General features: G+C 47.3%; 15 protein-coding genes. 2 read left to right on the top strand and 13 right to left on the bottom strand.

From position 1 onward, the window contains the following. Nucleotides 1-12: 12 nt before the first annotated feature. Nucleotides 13-423: a hypothetical protein gene (locus E6W40_RS14360; protein WP_136606072.1), complete on the bottom strand. Its 411-nt coding sequence runs from the start codon at nucleotides 421-423 to the stop codon at nucleotides 13-15. A gap of 136 nt (nucleotides 424-559) precedes the next feature. On the opposite strand from E6W40_RS14360, the gene E6W40_RS14365 reads away from it, so the two are divergent. Together E6W40_RS14365 and E6W40_RS14370 are read left to right on the top strand one after the other, a co-directional pair. Next, the gene (locus E6W40_RS14365) at nucleotides 560-1,423 is read left to right on the top strand and encodes a class I SAM-dependent methyltransferase (protein ID WP_136606073.1); all 864 of its coding nucleotides are present in this window, start codon (nucleotides 560-562) and stop codon (nucleotides 1,421-1,423) included. A gap of 7 nt (nucleotides 1,424-1,430) precedes the next feature. Beyond that, on the top strand, nucleotides 1,431-2,156 hold the full coding sequence (locus tag E6W40_RS14370; protein ID WP_136606074.1) for an RluA family pseudouridine synthase: 726 nt from the start codon (nucleotides 1,431-1,433) through the stop codon (nucleotides 2,154-2,156). 59 nt (nucleotides 2,157-2,215) lie between these two features. Here E6W40_RS14370 and E6W40_RS14375 read toward each other — a convergent pair whose 3' ends face one another. From E6W40_RS14375 to mglC, 12 genes are all read right to left on the bottom strand, one after another. Beyond that, the gene (locus E6W40_RS14375; protein ID WP_136606075.1) at nucleotides 2,216-2,968 is read right to left on the bottom strand and encodes an SAM-dependent methyltransferase; all 753 of its coding nucleotides are present in this window, start codon (nucleotides 2,966-2,968) and stop codon (nucleotides 2,216-2,218) included. Between the two features lie 73 nt (nucleotides 2,969-3,041). Beyond that, entirely contained in the window at nucleotides 3,042-3,698 is a 657-nt protein-coding gene (gene bshB2 / locus E6W40_RS14380) for a bacillithiol biosynthesis deacetylase BshB2 (RefSeq protein WP_136606076.1), read from the bottom strand. Nucleotides 3,699-3,743: 45 nt separating this feature from the next. After that, the gene (locus tag E6W40_RS14385) at nucleotides 3,744-4,088 is read right to left on the bottom strand and encodes a YojF family protein (RefSeq protein ID WP_136606077.1); all 345 of its coding nucleotides are present in this window, start codon (nucleotides 4,086-4,088) and stop codon (nucleotides 3,744-3,746) included. A gap of 199 nt (nucleotides 4,089-4,287) precedes the next feature. Then, complete coding sequence (locus E6W40_RS14390) at nucleotides 4,288-5,508, bottom strand: MFS transporter (protein WP_136606078.1); 1,221 nt, start codon at nucleotides 5,506-5,508, stop codon at nucleotides 4,288-4,290. 39 nt (nucleotides 5,509-5,547) lie between these two features. After that, a complete protein-coding gene (locus E6W40_RS14395; protein ID WP_136606079.1) occupies nucleotides 5,548-5,958 on the bottom strand; it encodes a MarR family winged helix-turn-helix transcriptional regulator in 411 nt (136 codons plus the stop codon). A gap of 164 nt (nucleotides 5,959-6,122) precedes the next feature. Then, on the bottom strand, nucleotides 6,123-8,567 hold the full coding sequence (gyrA, locus tag E6W40_RS14400) for a DNA gyrase subunit A (RefSeq protein WP_136606080.1): 2,445 nt from the start codon (nucleotides 8,565-8,567) through the stop codon (nucleotides 6,123-6,125). Nucleotides 8,568-8,578: 11 nt separating this feature from the next. Then, nucleotides 8,579-10,564, bottom strand: a complete 1,986-nt coding sequence (gene parE, locus E6W40_RS14405; protein ID WP_136606081.1) for a DNA topoisomerase IV subunit B — start codon at nucleotides 10,562-10,564, stop codon at nucleotides 8,579-8,581. A gap of 79 nt (nucleotides 10,565-10,643) precedes the next feature. Next, nucleotides 10,644-11,633 carry an ABC transporter permease gene (locus tag E6W40_RS14410; protein WP_136606082.1) on the bottom strand — a complete coding sequence of 330 codons (990 nt, stop codon included), beginning with the start codon at nucleotides 11,631-11,633 and terminating at the stop codon, nucleotides 10,644-10,646. Then, the gene (locus tag E6W40_RS14415; RefSeq protein WP_136606083.1) at nucleotides 11,626-12,609 is read right to left on the bottom strand and encodes an ABC transporter ATP-binding protein; all 984 of its coding nucleotides are present in this window, start codon (nucleotides 12,607-12,609) and stop codon (nucleotides 11,626-11,628) included. The genes E6W40_RS14410 and E6W40_RS14415 overlap by 8 nt, the downstream gene beginning before the upstream one ends. Nucleotides 12,610-12,639: 30 nt before the next feature. After that, nucleotides 12,640-13,485, bottom strand: a complete 846-nt coding sequence (locus E6W40_RS14420; protein ID WP_136606084.1) for a GDSL-type esterase/lipase family protein — start codon at nucleotides 13,483-13,485, stop codon at nucleotides 12,640-12,642. Between the two features lie 350 nt (nucleotides 13,486-13,835). After that, the gene (locus tag E6W40_RS14425) at nucleotides 13,836-14,603 is read right to left on the bottom strand and encodes a CAP domain-containing protein (protein ID WP_246073008.1); all 768 of its coding nucleotides are present in this window, start codon (nucleotides 14,601-14,603) and stop codon (nucleotides 13,836-13,838) included. Nucleotides 14,604-14,800: 197 nt separating this feature from the next. Further along, nucleotides 14,801-15,829 carry a galactose/methyl galactoside ABC transporter permease MglC gene (mglC, locus tag E6W40_RS14430; protein WP_136606085.1) on the bottom strand — a complete coding sequence of 343 codons (1,029 nt, stop codon included), beginning with the start codon at nucleotides 15,827-15,829 and terminating at the stop codon, nucleotides 14,801-14,803. Nucleotides 15,830-15,831: the final 2 nt, after the last annotated feature.

Consider the following 15,831-nt stretch of genomic DNA (forward strand, 5'->3'; position numbering starts at 1 on the left):
GCCTAAAATTCTCTACACTCTCTCTGCGCTCAGTTTCTCCTCCACGGATAAAAAGGATTGAAATTCGTATACGAACGCCCCATTTTCCGCGACCTTTAAATGCAGAAAACCTTTTCTTCTCAAATCCTCCAGTGCATCACCAGACTGCTCCATATTAAGGGGCGTATATAATGCCACGTCAGCTGCGGTTAACAGATTTTGCTTCCTGGCTGCAAGTTTTAGAATCTGTTTTTCCATATTCTCATGAACCTTCTTCCGGTTATGTTTATCCAACGTCCAGCCATAACCTAATGGCAGAATCGCAAAAAGCAAATAACCGACGAAATCCCACATTCCATACATGACCGCCCCATACCCGTATAACAGAATACTGAGCATACCAAAGCCAATTAATATTCTGGATATGACCTGCTTGCTATCCACTTATTCACTCCCCTTTCAGAGATTATTGTCCTGTATCGTATATTTACCCATTATCGGGCCAAGAAAGTGCATTGTTGCCGTCAAATGTTGTACAATATAAGCTAAACGAAAAATAGCACAGAAGGATGGATAGAACATGTATGTAGCTCGTGATTGGCAAGATTACGAATTGATCGATACAGGATCAGGCGAAAAGCTGGAGCGCTGGGGAGATGTCATCCTGCGCAGACCTGACCCGCAAATTATATGGCCTCTAGAAAAAGAAAGCGGAATGTGGCGTGAAGTACACGGCCATTACCATAGAAGCTCCTCTGGCGGTGGACAGTGGGATATGAAAAAGCAGCTGCCGGAGCGTTGGACAGTTTCCTATGACCAGTTAAAATTTCATATCCGCCCAACCAACTTCAAGCATACCGGTCTTTTCCCGGAACAGGCTGCCAATTGGCGCTGGATGATGGACAAGATCTCTGCCGCCAAACGCCCGATCAAGGTATTAAATTTATTTGCTTATACTGGCGGAGCTACCGTTGCTGCGGCCTACGCCGGTGCTGAGGTGGTCCATGTCGATGCTGCTAAAGGAATGGTGCAATGGGCCAAGGAAAACCTTCAGTTGACAGGAATCGGTGACCGTCCGGTTCGTTTCATTACCGATGACGTCTTCAAATTTGTACAGCGCGAGGAGCGCCGCGGCAACAAATATGACGCTATTATTATGGATCCGCCTTCGTATGGACGTGGCCCGGGCGGAGAAATGTGGAAGCTCGAGCAAAGTTTGTACCCATTCGTGGAAAGCTGCATGAGCATTATGTCCGAGCAGCCATTGTTTATGTTAATTAACTCTTACACGACTGGCATATCACCGACTGTGCTTCACAACATTCTGTCCATGACCGCCGGCCGCCGCTTTGGCGGAAGCATATCCTGCGGTGAGCTTGGCCTTCCGATTACGACTTCGGGACTTCATTTGCCTTGCGGAATTTTGGGCCGCTGGGAGTCGTAAATCATATATGAGTCATGAACATCTTTCCCAAATTCCGATTTTATATGAAGACAATCATCTGTTAGGGATTGTGAAGCCAGTCAACATTCCGACGCAAGCTGATATTTCAGGCGACCCGGACCTGCTTTCACTTCTGAAAGATGACATTAAAGAGCGGTACAATAAACCGGGTAATGTGTATTTGGGGTTGGTGCACAGATTGGACCGGCCGGTTGGGGGAACGATGATCTTCGCAAAAACCTCCAAAGCAGCCTCACGTTTGTCGGAAACGGTCAGAAGCCGCAGCTTCCATAAGGTATATGCAGCTGTCGTTCATGGTCAGCTGCCAGCACCACGCGGAACGCTGAGGGACATGCTTCTGAAAGATCCAAAGACCAATATCGTCTCCGTCGTCAAAAGCGGCACTCCCGGAGCAAAGGAAGCCATTCTCGATTACGAGGTTCTTGGTACGAACGGCTCCTTCAACCTGGTACGAATCGAACTTCATACAGGAAGATCTCATCAGATACGTGTCCAGATGAATCAGGCAGGCTGTCCACTGTACGGAGACCAGAAATACGGCAGCCGTGTGAATAAGCCGGGACAGCAGATTGCACTATGGTCCGTCATCGTCCGTTTTCCGCATCCGGTGACCAAAGAAGATGTGAAACTCACTTCTCTTCCCCCTGCCGAGCATCCATGGAATTTATGGACCGAACCGGTACTGAACCGTTTGATGATGGATGAAGCATAGTTAAACATAAGATGATCATAAAAGAAAGCCGGAGCAGCATAAGCAGCTCCGGCTTTCTCTTATTTATGATGGGTATTTCGAAAAATCAGCATATGGTCAGCATTTTTTTGGAAGTGGTAGTCAGCGGTTTTAATCTCAGCTGTCCAGCCCACCGTATGAGCGAAATCGACAAGCTTATCGACTTGCTCAGGAATTCTCCCGCTCTGGTCTACAAGTGGAAAGATCCGTACCTCAGCCCTTGTCACACGAAACAATTCCCGCAAGGTCTCAAGATGAAACTGAATATCCAGCTTGTCAGCATAGGTGAACAGAAAATGTGCCGATAAGGTCATATCGAACTGTTCTGTCTGAAATGGAAGTGAAGGCAGCGTAACCGGAATATACCGCTCCGGATAAAGACGCATGTCGCTTACGCTATCCTGTAAGGCTTTATTCCGCTCTGCCCGAAGATCCTCTACCGACAAGAACTCGGTCCAAATATACCTTTCCTTCTCGGTTTCTACATGTTCCATGGCGTGAACGATATCCTGAATGCCCTTTTCATACAGCTTCCCTGTGTCATGATAATAAGCGATATCCGCAGCAAGTACCTCACAACCAAGCTTACGGGCAATTGCCGTAAACGAACACGCACCACCCGGACAATCCAGTATGCTCAGGCCCGAGATGGTCTTCTCATCCAGGCCGAACATGCGCATGTATTCATCGAATGTCCTGCCAATAAACACAATCCGCTCCAGCCTCAGCTCGGCCTCTTCTAACGCATGTACCTGTTTCTCTTCTAATTCTTTACTCTTCTCAGCTCTGCTCATCTCTTCTCAACTCACCTTTCGAAAAAAGTATTCGGATTCCACAAACACCAAGTCTGTGTACCGAGATATTAACTTATTCGAAATGATAAGTCCAGAATCTTTCTTTGCTGAATCGGCTTTTAATCTGCTCGTCATCCTCAGTAAGGCTGCCCAGCATATCCTGCCAGCGAAACTGAGAGCTGTGGGCACGGATGGATCCGAATTTATTTGGAAGAAAGTCCTGGATATCCACCATAACGTCCGGCTTGCCCAGAATTTTCTCGCAGCCCTTGGAAAAAGCGACGCAATTCACGACAGGGCGCTGCCCCTTCGGCATCGCCGCAACCGTTCTGATGACCGCTGCACCGGTTGCATCATGATCCGGATGTACACTGTAACCAGGATAAAATGTGAAGATCAGAGACGGTTTAAGTTCGTCAATCAAATCCCGGATCATTCCATCCAGCATATCCTGATCTTCAAACTCAATCGTCTTATCATGCAATCCCATCATACGAACATCCTGAATCCCTATGGAACGGGCTGATTCAGCAAGCTCTTTTTTGCGGAGTTCCGGAAGTGTAACCCGGTTAGCCATCAGCGGCTTACCCATATTACGGGCCATCTCGCCTAATGTCAGGCAGGCATATGTCACTTGCGCACCCTCATGTATTCGTTTAGCCAATGTTCCGGATGTCCCGAACGATTCATCGTCCGGATGCGGAAAAACGACCAGTATATGATTCTCCATATCTCTATCACCCTTTCACGATTTATGACCGATGTTGTGTATTATTCAGAATGGTTCCTTGCTTAACTGAAGAGCAACAACAAGCTTTCCTTCGCTGTCATGACCTGCCATGATAAGACGTTCCGTCTCTGCCTGATCAATATGCGTCAGCCCTTGGGCATAAATCCAGCCCTGCTCCATTTTAAGTCCAACACGATATGGCCCAAAGCCTGCGATGGAGCCATGGTTGTAGCGTACGACACCATTTTTGATAAATGTGGACGCGGTAAATTTGGATTCATCCTCATGCGAAGCATACGCTCCGGTCGTCATTTCCAGATGTATATAAAGATCCTGATCCTGTAGTTTATCGAGAAGCTCTTGAACCATTTGCGGGTTAATCAGCTGCATCATAAATCCCTCCGTTTCAATGACGTCTATATAGATAAAGTTCAATTCTTATAACTGCAACATATTTTATTATAATTCAAAGCATAGCATTTTCACAAACCCGGTTTCTGCGTGTTTCATATCGAACATTTTAATAAGCCTGATTCAGTAAGAAAAAAGGCAGCCTGAAGGCCGCCTTTTTTCGGAGTCTACATGAGATTTAATCCGTCAGTTCCTTGCCCTTCGTCTCTGTACCAAGCAGTAAAACACCAATCGCGCCGATCAGAATGACTACGAAGAACAAAATGAAAATCGTGCTGATCTGAATGTTATGCTGCACCATGTAACCTACCAGGAATGGCGCAATGACTCCACCGATTCTTCCCACCGATGTGGCCAATCCTACTCCCGTCGATCGTACTGAGTTAGGATACAGCTCCGGTGTATAAGCGTACAGTCCTCCCCAAGCTCCAAGATTGAAGAAGGATAGACAGATCCCCGCTGCAATCAGCATGCCGGCAGAATCGGCATTACCAAACCACGCAGCACTTACGGCTGTTAAAACCAGGTAAGTAATCATCACGAATTTCCTGCCAAACTTTTCGATGAAATAAGCTGCCGTAAAATAACCTGGAAGCTGAGCGATCGTCATAATCAACACATATTCAAAGCTTTTGATCAGACTGAAGCCCTTCATCGTCATAACAGAAGGGAGCCATAAGAACATCCCATAATAGGAGAATACGACCGTAAACCATAAGATCCACAGCATTACCGTCGTACGACGGTGTTTACGGGTCCAAATGGAGTTCAGCTTACTAGTAAAGGATTGTGACGCCATCTTGCTCTTCCCGCTTTTATACAGAGGCGAGTCATCAATGGCGCGACGCAAATACAGTGCATACAGGGCCGGCAGTGCTCCGATCACAAAAGCAATCTGCCAGCCATAGGTTGGAATCAAAAAGTAGGAAATCAACGCAGCGACCAGCCAGCCTCCTGCCCAAAAGCTCTCCAGCAGCACTACAGCCCGTCCGCGCTGGCTGGCAGGCATACTTTCGGATACGAGCGTCGAAGCAACAGGAAGCTCTCCTCCAAGCCCGATGCCCGTGATAAATCGCAGCAGACAAAGCACCCAGAAGCTCGAAGCTAATGCGGACAACCCGCTGGCCACAGAAAAGATCAGCAAGGTCCAGAGAAGAACCTTTTTACGCCCGAACCGGTCAGCCAAATAACCAGCCGCCGCAGCACCAAATACCATACCCACTGAATTCATACTCGTCAGTATACCGATATCCTGCGGTGACAGTTTCCACTCCAAAGTCAGAGCGGTCACGATAAAAGAGATAATACCTACGTCCATTGCATCAAAAAGCCAGCTGAAGCCGGCGCTGAACAGCAATTTTTTTGTTTTAGGATTTTTCAGAAGTGCTGCATCGTTCATCTAGTTGACTTCCTCTACATTTATTCTTTTAGAGCCTGCTTAGGGCACCATAGTTAGCTTTCCCAATAAATAGATCAGGAGCTGCTGATTATGTGACGAAATACGTGAGAGAATGCTGGCCAGAAATGCATCTCGGATTTGCAAGCCGCGTACAACTTCCTGGCTGCCCTTATCCGATATGGACACCCAGACAATCCGGCGGTCGTTGCCATCACGTTCCCGATTGATCAGTCCGTTCTTCTCCATCCGGTCGAGCAGCATCGTTACCGCAGCCGGGCTGGTCGCCAGCAGCGGTGTCAACTCGGAAGGCTTCATCCGCTTTTGCTCCCCAAGCACCTCAAGTACAACGAGCTGTGCTTCAGTAAGCGCGGGAGCCAATTCATTCTCCATATGTAATTTGTAATCTTTGCTCAGTTTAGACCATATTTTCGCAAATTCGGAAGTCTGCACGGGATTATCTTCCTTTCGCAAGCAATCTTTTACAGGATTAACTTTCGAGCAATTCCGTTCCAATTCCTTCCTCACATCAAAAATTTTTTTAGAAAAAGGCATCCCCGCCCTGAGCAGGCGAAGACACCTTAACATCGTTCTTATTCAAAGCCAAGCAGCGTTCTTCAAGAGGATTCAGGATACACCAGCAAAGCCGATATTTCGTCTTTTTTCTCAAGATGAACGAGCAATTTTCCTGTCGATTTGCGCTCGGTGATCGGGGCCTGCTCCGAACTGAAAGAATAATTCAATCCGTCTCGGCTGATGGCCGTAATTTGCAAAGGCTCCCTGCAGTAGAACGCGCCGGCAATTCGGTTTCCATTCGGTTTTACGCGTTTGCCTTCCTTGAATTCAAAGTTCGCCAGTCCCTTGCCACCACGACTCTGCGCCTGGTAATCCGCGAGCAGCGTACGTTTACCGTAACCAAGATCCGTCAGAGTCAGAATTTCGCCTTCGTCTTCCTCTACCCATAATGCAGAGACGACCTCGTCCCCTTCGCGAAGCTGAATCCCTTTCACACCAGCGGATACACGGCCCATGGCATTGACATCACTTTCTCTAAAGCGAATGCTCATGCCGTCTTTGCTGACCAGCAATATATCCTTGGTTCCGTCGCTGAGCGTGACTGAGATAATCTCGTCGTCCGCGCCAACCTTACAAGCAGCCACCGCCCCGGAACGGTTGGTCATATATTCTTTGAGCTCCGTCCGTTTTACCTGTCCCCTCTTCGTGACAAAGACAAGCGAATGATTGGGTTCTTCGAAATTATTCACCGGAATCACTCCGGCAATGATATCTTCCTTGGAAAGATGAATCACATTCACGATAGCAGTTCCGGGATCTTTCCATTTGAACTCAGGTATCTGGTGAACCGGAAGCAGGAAGAACTGTCCCTTCTGCGTGAATATGAGGAGATTATCGAGTGTGTTGATCTCAAAGATCCTCGAGATATAATCTCCTTCCTTGATGCCTGAATTTCCGCGTTCCCCGCCCGATCTGGTAAAGGACAGCATGCTTGTCCGCTTGATATAGCCATCATTGGAAAGCGTCACCAGAACGTCCTCAGAGCTGACCATAACCTCCAGGTTAACCTTGATCTCTTCTACTTCACCTTGGATAGAGCATCTGCGATCAATTCCGTACTTGTCTCTAATCTCCAGCAATTCCTTGCGGATTAGTGCAATCAGCTTTTTGTCGCTTTCGAGAATTGAACGGTAGGAATCAATCTTCTTCATCAGATCATCGAGCTCTTTCTGAAGAGTTGTAATCTCCAGATTGGTCAGACGGTACAGCTGTAGGGTCAGAATCGAATCTGCCTGCCGCTCGGTGAATCCAAACATCCATTGCAGGTTGTTCTGGGCATCCTGACGGTTTTTCGAGGCCTTAATTGCCACGATGACCTCATCCAGAATGTTAAGAGCCTTGACCAGTCCTTCAAGGACATGGGCACGGTCTTCCGCCTTTTCCAGATCATAACGCGTACGATTGCTTACTACTTCACGCTGGTGCCCGATATAAGCTTCAAGCATGGGTTTAAGGCCAAGCTGCTGAGGTGCTTTATTCACGATCGAGACCATGTTAAAGTTGTAAGTTACCTGAAGATCCGTCTTTTTGAGCAAATACGCCATAATACCTTGCGCATCAGCTTCCTTTTTAATCTCAACGACGATCCGCAAGCCTTCACGACCGCTTTCATCTCGAACCTCTGCGATACCCTCGATTTTTTTCTCCATACGGATGTTTTCCATCTGGGTAACCAAACGGGATTTGACCACCTGATAAGGAATTTCCGTTACAACGATTTGCTGTTTACCGCCCCGCAAAAATTCGATATCAGCTTTGGAACGCAAATAGATGCGTCCCTTACCTGTCCGGTAAGCTTCCTTGATTCCCTCTTCGCCCATAATCAGGCCGCCTGTCGGAAAGTCGGGGCCTTTGATGAACGTCATGATCTCTTCCAGTTCAATTTCAGGCTTCTGCATGACAGCCACACAGGCATCAATGACCTCCCGCAGGTTATGCGGAGGAATTTCAGTGGCGAAACCCGCCGAAATCCCGCTGACACCGTTGACCAGCAGGTTCGGATACCGCGCAGGAAGCACAACCGGCTCCTTGGCGGTGTTGTCAAAATTATCCTTGAACTGGACGGTCCGCTTATCAATGTCTCTCAGCAGTTCCAATGCGATTGGTGAAAGCCGGGCTTCCGTATAACGCATGGCTGCCGGAGGATCATCATCAATCGAGCCCCAGTTGCCGTGGCCGTCCACCAGCACATGACCCATTTTCCATGGTTGCGCCATCCGGACCATCCCGTCGTATATCGACGTGTCGCCGTGAGGATGGTAATTACCCATCACATCCCCGACCGTTTTCGCAGATTTCCGGTAACCCTTCTCATGCGTATTGCCTGATTCGTACATGGCATACAATATCCGTCTTTGAACAGGCTTCAGACCGTCACGTACATCAGGGATGGCGCGGTCTTGAATGATATATTTGGAATACCGGCCGAATCGGTCACCCACGACCTCTTCCAAAAAAGCCGGCAGAAACTGTTCTGATAAACTCATCAATTCACCTTCTATTCCTCGAACTCTCTAAAGTCGACATTTTCCACAATCCAGCGTTTGCGCGGGTCAATTTTGTCGCCCATCAGCGTGGATACACGGCGTTCAGCCTTGGCTGCATCCTCGATTTGCACCTGAAGCAGCGTACGCGTTTCCGGATTCATCGTTGTCTCCCACAGCTGTTCGGGATTCATCTCGCCAAGACCTTTATAACGTTGAAGCTCATAATTTTTTCCGAATTCCTTGAGATAATTTTGCAGCTGCTCATCGGTATATGCATATCTAACCGTTTCCAGCTTGCCCGATTTGCGTGTGATTTTATATAACGGCGGCTGAGCGATATAGACCCGGCCTTTATCAATCAGCGGCTTCATATAGCGGTAAAAGAATGTAAGCAGCAGCACTTGAATATGTGCGCCGTCTGTATCGGCATCCGTCATAATTATGATTTTGGAGTAATTGCTGTCTTCCACTTCAAACTCAGTTCCGATCCCTGCGCCAATCGCATGAATGATCGTACGGTATTCTTCATTTTTCATAATATCGGCGAGCTTGGCTTTCTCCGGATTAAGCGGCTTCCCCCTCAGCGGAAGGATCGCTTGAATTTTGGAATCACGGCCCTGTTTGGCCGAACCGCCTGCAGAATTCCCTTCAACAACAAACAGCTCCGTGCGAGTAAAATCCTTGGACTGTGCAGGGCTAAGCTTGCCACCAAGACTTGCGCTCTCACTGCGCTTTTTGCCGGTGCGCATGTCATCCCGAGCCTTACGCGCCGCTTCCCGCGCCTTCGATGCCTGGATCGCCTTTTTGATCAGCGTCTGGGCAACCTGCGGATTTTCCTCCAGAAAGATCTGCATCTTCTCGGATACAATCGCGTCCACCGTACTGCGGGCCGAAGCACTGCCCAGTTGGTCCTTCGTCTGGCCGACGAATTCGACCTCGGACATTTTAACGCTGATAACCGCCATCATACCTTCGCGGAGATCATTGCCCTCTAGATTTTTATCCTTTTCTTTGAGCATGCTGTTCTTGCGGGCATAATCATTCATGATGCGTGTATATGCCGTCTTAAAACCAGTCTCATGTGTGCCTCCGCCCCTTGTAGGGATTGAGTTAACAAATGAAGCCAGCGTTTCGGTATAGCCAGCATTGTATTGCAAAGCGACTTCTACCTCGACATCCTCCTTTTCACCGTAAAAGTGAATGACTTCATGCAGGACGTCTTTGCCTTCGTTCAAAAACTCGACGAATTGGCTTGCTCCGCCTTCATAGTAAAACTCGTCGGAATTACCTGAACGCTCATCCTTAAGTACAATACGAAGACCAGAGTTCAGAAAAGCAATCTCCTGCAGGCGTTCCGACAGCGTGTCATAGTTAAACTGGATTCCTGCATGGAATACACGGATATCAGGCTTAAAGGTAACTTTAGTGCCTGTTTTGTTGGTATTGCCCAGTACCTCAAGTCCGGTAACAGGCTCGCCGACATGCTCTTTCCCTTTTTTGTCCTGCCAGTATTCAAAACGCTGCCTATGAACTTTACCATCGCGGTAAATTTCGACTTCCAGCCATTCTGATAACGCGTTCGTTACGGATGCACCCACACCATGCAGACCGCCTGATTTCTTATATCCGCCGCCGCCAAACTTGCCTCCTGCGTGCAGAATCGTGAAAACCACCTGTGGTGTCGGTATTCCTGTCTTATGCATTCCTGTCGGAATGCCTCGTCCATTATCAACGACGGTAATTGAGCCGTCTTTGTGTAAAGTAATATCAATTCTCGTGCAGTATTTGGCCAAATGCTCATCGACGGCATTATCCACAATCTCCCATAACAGATGATGAAGCCCTGATGAACTTGTGCTGCCAATATACATACCTGGCCGTTTGCGTACCGCAACCAGGCCTTCGAGCACTTGAATGTCGTCAGCATCGTATCCGGTTTGGCCATTATTGCTGCCGCCCTGTGATGACTCTGCAAACATATCGATCTGGTCGACCATTCATGCTCCCCCTTTGTGCTTCTTTATGTAGGATTTTCACCCCAAAATGCAAACAGATGTTTTGTTATCCTTGTCCATTTTAATTCAAGATATCCCTTTTCGTAAAGACAAGGAATGAGATTATCATTGCGGCAATAGCCCATATGGACAAAACCGCCAAAGAAAACGATAAATTCATCCCCTCAATCGGAGCCGGTGTTCCGGACAGATAGTCCGTGAGCTCCAAATTAACCATAAACAAATATTTAGCGCTGGTCCAGGCTGAAGCCATATTGGTCAAAATGGATCCCGCGATGAGCGCAGCCATCATTACCACGATGCTTGCAGCCGTACTCCGTACCAAAACCGATACCATGAATGCCAGCGAGGCCACGGTCAGACTCACGAACCAGATTAATCCCCCTTGCATGAGCAGGTATTTCCATTGTGGAACGCCATGCACAGCTGCCAAATCCACATCAGAGCCAGTAATTTGAAAGCCGGTAAATACCGGGAGATTAAATCCCTTATAGCCGAAAACAGCTCCGGACACCACGTACGTAATCACAAATGCTGCTACGACAATCAGCGAGGTAAACATAAACAGCGTCACCAGCTTACTAAGCAGTACCTTCCATCTTTTCACCGGACGGGTCAAGAGCATTTTGATCGTGCCTGTGGTTCGTTCCCCGGATACTATATCGGATGCAATCGCCATAATCAGCAGGGGTATGAACAAAGTTATTGAATTTGACATAAACTCCCGCGTAAATGTAACGCCGTTTGGTTCATTCGGATTGACATCGTGATCCAGATAATACTGGAGCTGCTGTACGAAAATCTTCCTGAACTTTTTCCATTCATCCGGTACCCTGTCGCTTCCGAGGGAATTTTCATTATCGGTAATCTGCTGCTGAATTTCAAGCCGCCAGTCTCCGTTAAATTTTTCACGCGTCCGTTCGGCAGACCGCATTTGAGCATAAGTGAAGATCGGAACCAACACCAGCAGAATTAACAGAATAACATAAAACCGTTTCTTTTTGATGATTTTAATGGTTTCATTCTTGATCAGAGGCAACACGCTAGTCAATGCTCTCACCCTCCGTCATTTTCAGGAATAGCTGTTCCAAAGTCGGATTAATCTTGTGTACGCCTTGAACTAAAATTCCCGAATGCACCAGATGAGTCACCGTTTCAGCAATCCCTTCTTCCTCCATGCGGGTAACAATAGCGCCTGGGCTCATTCCCGCAACGATCGTGTCATCCAATACGGCATCCACTTGCTCAATGACATCAATCCCCTGCCGGCTTGCAAGTTCAAGCTTCCCTGCTTCGGACGGCTCAAGGTCCCAGATCACATATTTCGCGTTCGCTGCAACAAGTTCCTCTACTTCACCAACAGCCAAAACCCGTCCGCGGCTAATAATTGCTACTCTATCGCATAGAAGCTGAATTTCACTGAGCAAATGACTGGAGACAAACACAGCCAATCCGCCTTCAGCAAGCTCCCTTATAAACTGACGAAGCTCTTTGATCCCTTTCGGGTCGAGACCGTTTGTCGGTTCATCAAGAATAAGCAGCTTGGGTCTGCCTAAGAGAGCCTGCGCAATGCCCAGACGCTGGCGCATGCCGAGGGAATAGGTTCTCACCTTGTCATGAATCCGCTGATCGAGGCGGACAATATCGACGACCTCCTGAATCCTCTTCTGGTCGATTCCAGGCTGCATGCGGGCAAAATGTTCAAGATTTTCCCATCCTGTGAGGTAAGTGTAGACCTCGGGATTCTCCACAATTGAACCAACATATTGCAGCGCTTTTTCCTGCTGTCTGTTCACATCATAGCCGCAGACCTTAATCATGCCGCTGCTTGGTTTAATTAAATCCACCAGCATGCGGATCGTCGTTGTCTTACCCGCACCGTTCGGGCCCAGAAATCCGAAGATTTCACCTTCCCGGACATCAAACGTGACGTCATCAATGATCCATTTTCTTCCGATCTTTTTTCTGACATTTTCAACCGATAAAACAATGTTTTCTTTGCGGCTCAGATTGTCCGTCACAGGCATTCTCCTTAACTCCTTTCCTCATGTGGATGTTTATCGGATACCCTGAACGATTCGCTCGGCAATTTGCTGGTAACCGTCACCATTCGGATGAAAATGATCCGACGATAAATACTTGTCCAAATTATGCTGGAAAAGATCAAATGTAGGGACAAGGGTCATGTTACTGTATTTATTTATGGAATCCAGAGCGGCCTGATTCCAGCTGGCTACTGCATGGTTACCAGGAATCTTCAGGTCCTCGATGTCTCCAAACGGATTATATAATCCGACGTACACAATCCATGCGTCCGGATTGATGGCATGAATACGTTCCAGAATTGCCTTAAGCTGCGTGGAAGCCTTTGGCAAGCCCTTTAAAAGATCCTTAGGATCCATCTCTTGACCCGTGGCTGTTGAAGAAGTACCAGAAATGCCTTTGGATGCAAGATCGGCGCCCTGGAACAGATCATTGCCTCCGATGGATACTAGGATGATATCCGCCTGCCCAAGTACATACTGTGTCCCGCGTTCTTCCAGCTTCGGCAGGAGTCCTGTCGTTGTAAGGCCGTTAATGCCAAGATTGTTCAGAAGTGTCACCTTCTTGCCTGTATCCGTCGACAGCTCCTTGACTGTACGCCGTGCAAACCCCATGCCTGAATTGTCACCCGTTCCTTTGGCCAGTGAATCGCCAATCGCCGCAATCTTGATTTCCTTTTTCGCATCAGGACTTTTATCTTCTGTGTTCTCTTGAGGCTTGGCCGATGGAGCTGCCAGCTCATTTCCGGCTTGCGGATTCTGGATATCCTTAATCGCATAGACAAAACCGGCCAAAAGAAGCAGTGTGGCCAAGACGGATATGATACTCACTATGCGCCAAATCCACTTCGTTGAATTCAAACAGATCCCTCCATATCCATCCATGATGGCAATTCATTAATCTATCCGCCAGATACATATGTGAATCAATTTCATAACTCGCTAAAACGATAAAATCGAAACTATATATAGACCAATAAAACCGTTTGGATCTATATATAGCCTTGATTGAAGCGGCTTAAGGTATTATGAAATGGATTCATGTACATAAACATAAAACTTCTATGTAAAATTTGCAAATTCGACAGCATGCCACTTTAACAACCCTATATTCTCCCTGATACCCATACTTTTATTAGATGATGCAGTCTATTTGAATAAAAAAAGGAGCCTGCTCCCATGAGGAACAGGCTTCCTTTGTATAATCGATATTAGTTCGCGATAAACTCTTGTACCCAGTATCCGTTGTAGTATGCTACTCCGATGGTGGTGTAGTTGCTGTTCAGGATGTTGGCACGGTGACCTTCGCTGTTCATCCATGCAGTCATGACATCAGATGGTGTCTTTTGACCTTTAGCGATATTTTCTCCTGCATAGCTGTAAGAAATACCGTATTTCTTCATCATGTCAAACGGAGAACCGTAAGTTGGAGAGTTATGATCAAAATAGTTGTTGTTGTTCATATCTTTGGCCTTGTCCATTGCCATGCCCGAAAGCTTTGTATTTTCAGTCAATGCCTTCAGACCTGCTTTGGCACGTTCCTGGTTAACCAGCTTGATCACTTCAGCAGCATAGCTGGATTGGTTCGAAGTTGTGCCCGTTCCAGTCGAAGGTTTAGAAGTAGATTGATCCGGTTTAGTCGTTTCAGTCGGCTTGGAAGTCTCTGGTTTGGATGTTTCTGGTTTGGACGTTTCAGGCTTCGAAGTCTCTGGTTTCGATGTTTCTGGCTTCGATGTTTCTGGCTTGGTCACCTGACCAGCACCTGGAAACTGGAGTTGGTATTTTAATATATAAGCACCGCCATTGTCTTGCAGCCATTGTTGCAGGTAGTTTTGCAGGTTTTTCAAGTTGTTTTCTGTTGGTGCATTGTTTTGCTGTGCAGATGCCGCCGAGGCTGGACCCGCTCCCATCAGACCTACTGCTAATACTGCAGCACAAGCTGTGCTGATCATTGTTTTCATCATTTTGTTGTTCTTCATGGATACATCTCCTTCTTGTTGTGTTCAACCAGAATGGGTGTTTAGCTCCGGTTACAAAGTTGTCATCACTTACTCAAACATTGTAACATGACTGTTTCTTTTGTGGAGACCTCAAATAATGGAAATAAATTTCCATTCATGAAACACGAATAAACCGCAACCAGCAGGCTGCGGCGAATCCGGATAACGTTAATGCATTATTTTTTAGCGGCGTATTTTCTCATATCAAACGCGACTGCCGCCACAATGATCAAGCCTTTGACGATCAATTGCCAGTACGGACTAATGCCGATAAACGTAAGTCCATAGTTGATAATTGTAAAGATCAGCACGCCGACCATGACTCCCGGCACCGTACCGATGCCTCCTGTCGTAGACACGCCGCCTACAACACAAGCTGCGATCGCGTCCAGCTCGTACATGTTACCGTAGTTATTCGTTGCCCCCCCGGTTCTGGAAGCTTCCAGTACACCCGCAAGGCCATACAAAGCACCGGCAATCATATAAATATAAATGAGATACTTGGCTACATTAATGCCGGATACCTTGGCTGCCTGCACATTTCCGCCAATTGCGTACATGTTCTTGCCAAGCTTTGTTTTGTTGAATATGACCCATACAATGAATGCGACAAAGATGGCGATTAAAACAATGTAAGGTATGGAATATTGTCCTTCACCAATAGAGCCTGAGCCGATTTTCGTGAAATCCTTGCGCAGTCCGCCGATCGGCTGCGAGTTGTTAGGATCCATATCAAAGTACATCGAGTTTATGCCATACACCACGACCATGGTGCCAAGCGTTGCAATGAATGGTGGTACATTCAGCTTCGCCACAACCAGCCCGTTAAGCAGACCGCAAATCAAACCAACCAAAATAGCAAGTAAAATGGGCACAATGACCTGAAGCTGCGGCAAATCCGGAAAAAACCGGTTGGCATAAGTAGCCGTCTGCAGCATGGATGCGGAAACAACGGCCGTAAGGCCTACAATCCGGCCGGCGGATAAGTCCGTTCCGGCTGTAATCAGGATAAAAGCAACGCCCAATGCGATAATTGCTCTTGTGGATGACTGAATTAAAATATTGCGCAGTGAGTCTATGGATAAAAATGACGGGTTATAAATGGTGATTCCGATTACAAGCAGCACCAGAACGATATAAATCGCATATTGCGATGTAAAGCTCTGCATGCTTTTGCTGCCGCCGAGTTTTTTCGTATTCAGCATGG

It is taken from the genome of Paenibacillus dokdonensis, from assembly GCF_004916975.1.
Taxonomy (GTDB): domain Bacteria; phylum Bacillota; class Bacilli; order Paenibacillales; family Paenibacillaceae; genus Paenibacillus_AQ; species Paenibacillus_AQ dokdonensis.

What these genes read in the sequence shown, in the direction of transcription:
- E6W40_RS14365 (WP_136606073.1), top strand. Translation starts at nt 560, where the DNA reads ATGTATGTAGCTCGTGATTGGCAAGATTACGAATTGATCGATACAGGA.
- E6W40_RS14370 (WP_136606074.1), top strand. Translation starts at nt 1,431, where the DNA reads ATGAGTCATGAACATCTTTCCCAAATTCCGATTTTATATGAAGACAAT.
- E6W40_RS14375 (WP_136606075.1), bottom strand. Translation starts at nt 2,968, where the DNA reads ATGAGCAGAGCTGAGAAGAGTAAAGAATTAGAAGAGAAACAGGTACAT.
- bshB2 (WP_136606076.1), bottom strand. Translation starts at nt 3,698, where the DNA reads ATGGAGAATCATATACTGGTCGTTTTTCCGCATCCGGACGATGAATCG.
- E6W40_RS14385 (WP_136606077.1), bottom strand. Translation starts at nt 4,088, where the DNA reads ATGCAGCTGATTAACCCGCAAATGGTTCAAGAGCTTCTCGATAAACTA.
- E6W40_RS14390 (WP_136606078.1), bottom strand. Translation starts at nt 5,508, where the DNA reads ATGAACGATGCAGCACTTCTGAAAAATCCTAAAACAAAAAAATTGCTG.
- gyrA (WP_136606080.1), bottom strand. Translation starts at nt 8,567, where the DNA reads ATGAGTTTATCAGAACAGTTTCTGCCGGCTTTTTTGGAAGAGGTCGTG.
- parE (WP_136606081.1), bottom strand. Translation starts at nt 10,564, where the DNA reads ATGGTCGACCAGATCGATATGTTTGCAGAGTCATCACAGGGCGGCAGC.
- E6W40_RS14415 (WP_136606083.1), bottom strand. Translation starts at nt 12,609, where the DNA reads ATGCCTGTGACGGACAATCTGAGCCGCAAAGAAAACATTGTTTTATCG.
- E6W40_RS14425 (WP_246073008.1), bottom strand. Translation starts at nt 14,603, where the DNA reads ATGAAGAACAACAAAATGATGAAAACAATGATCAGCACAGCTTGTGCT.
- mglC (WP_136606085.1), bottom strand. Translation starts at nt 15,829, where the DNA reads ATGCTGAATACGAAAAAACTCGGCGGCAGCAAAAGCATGCAGAGCTTT.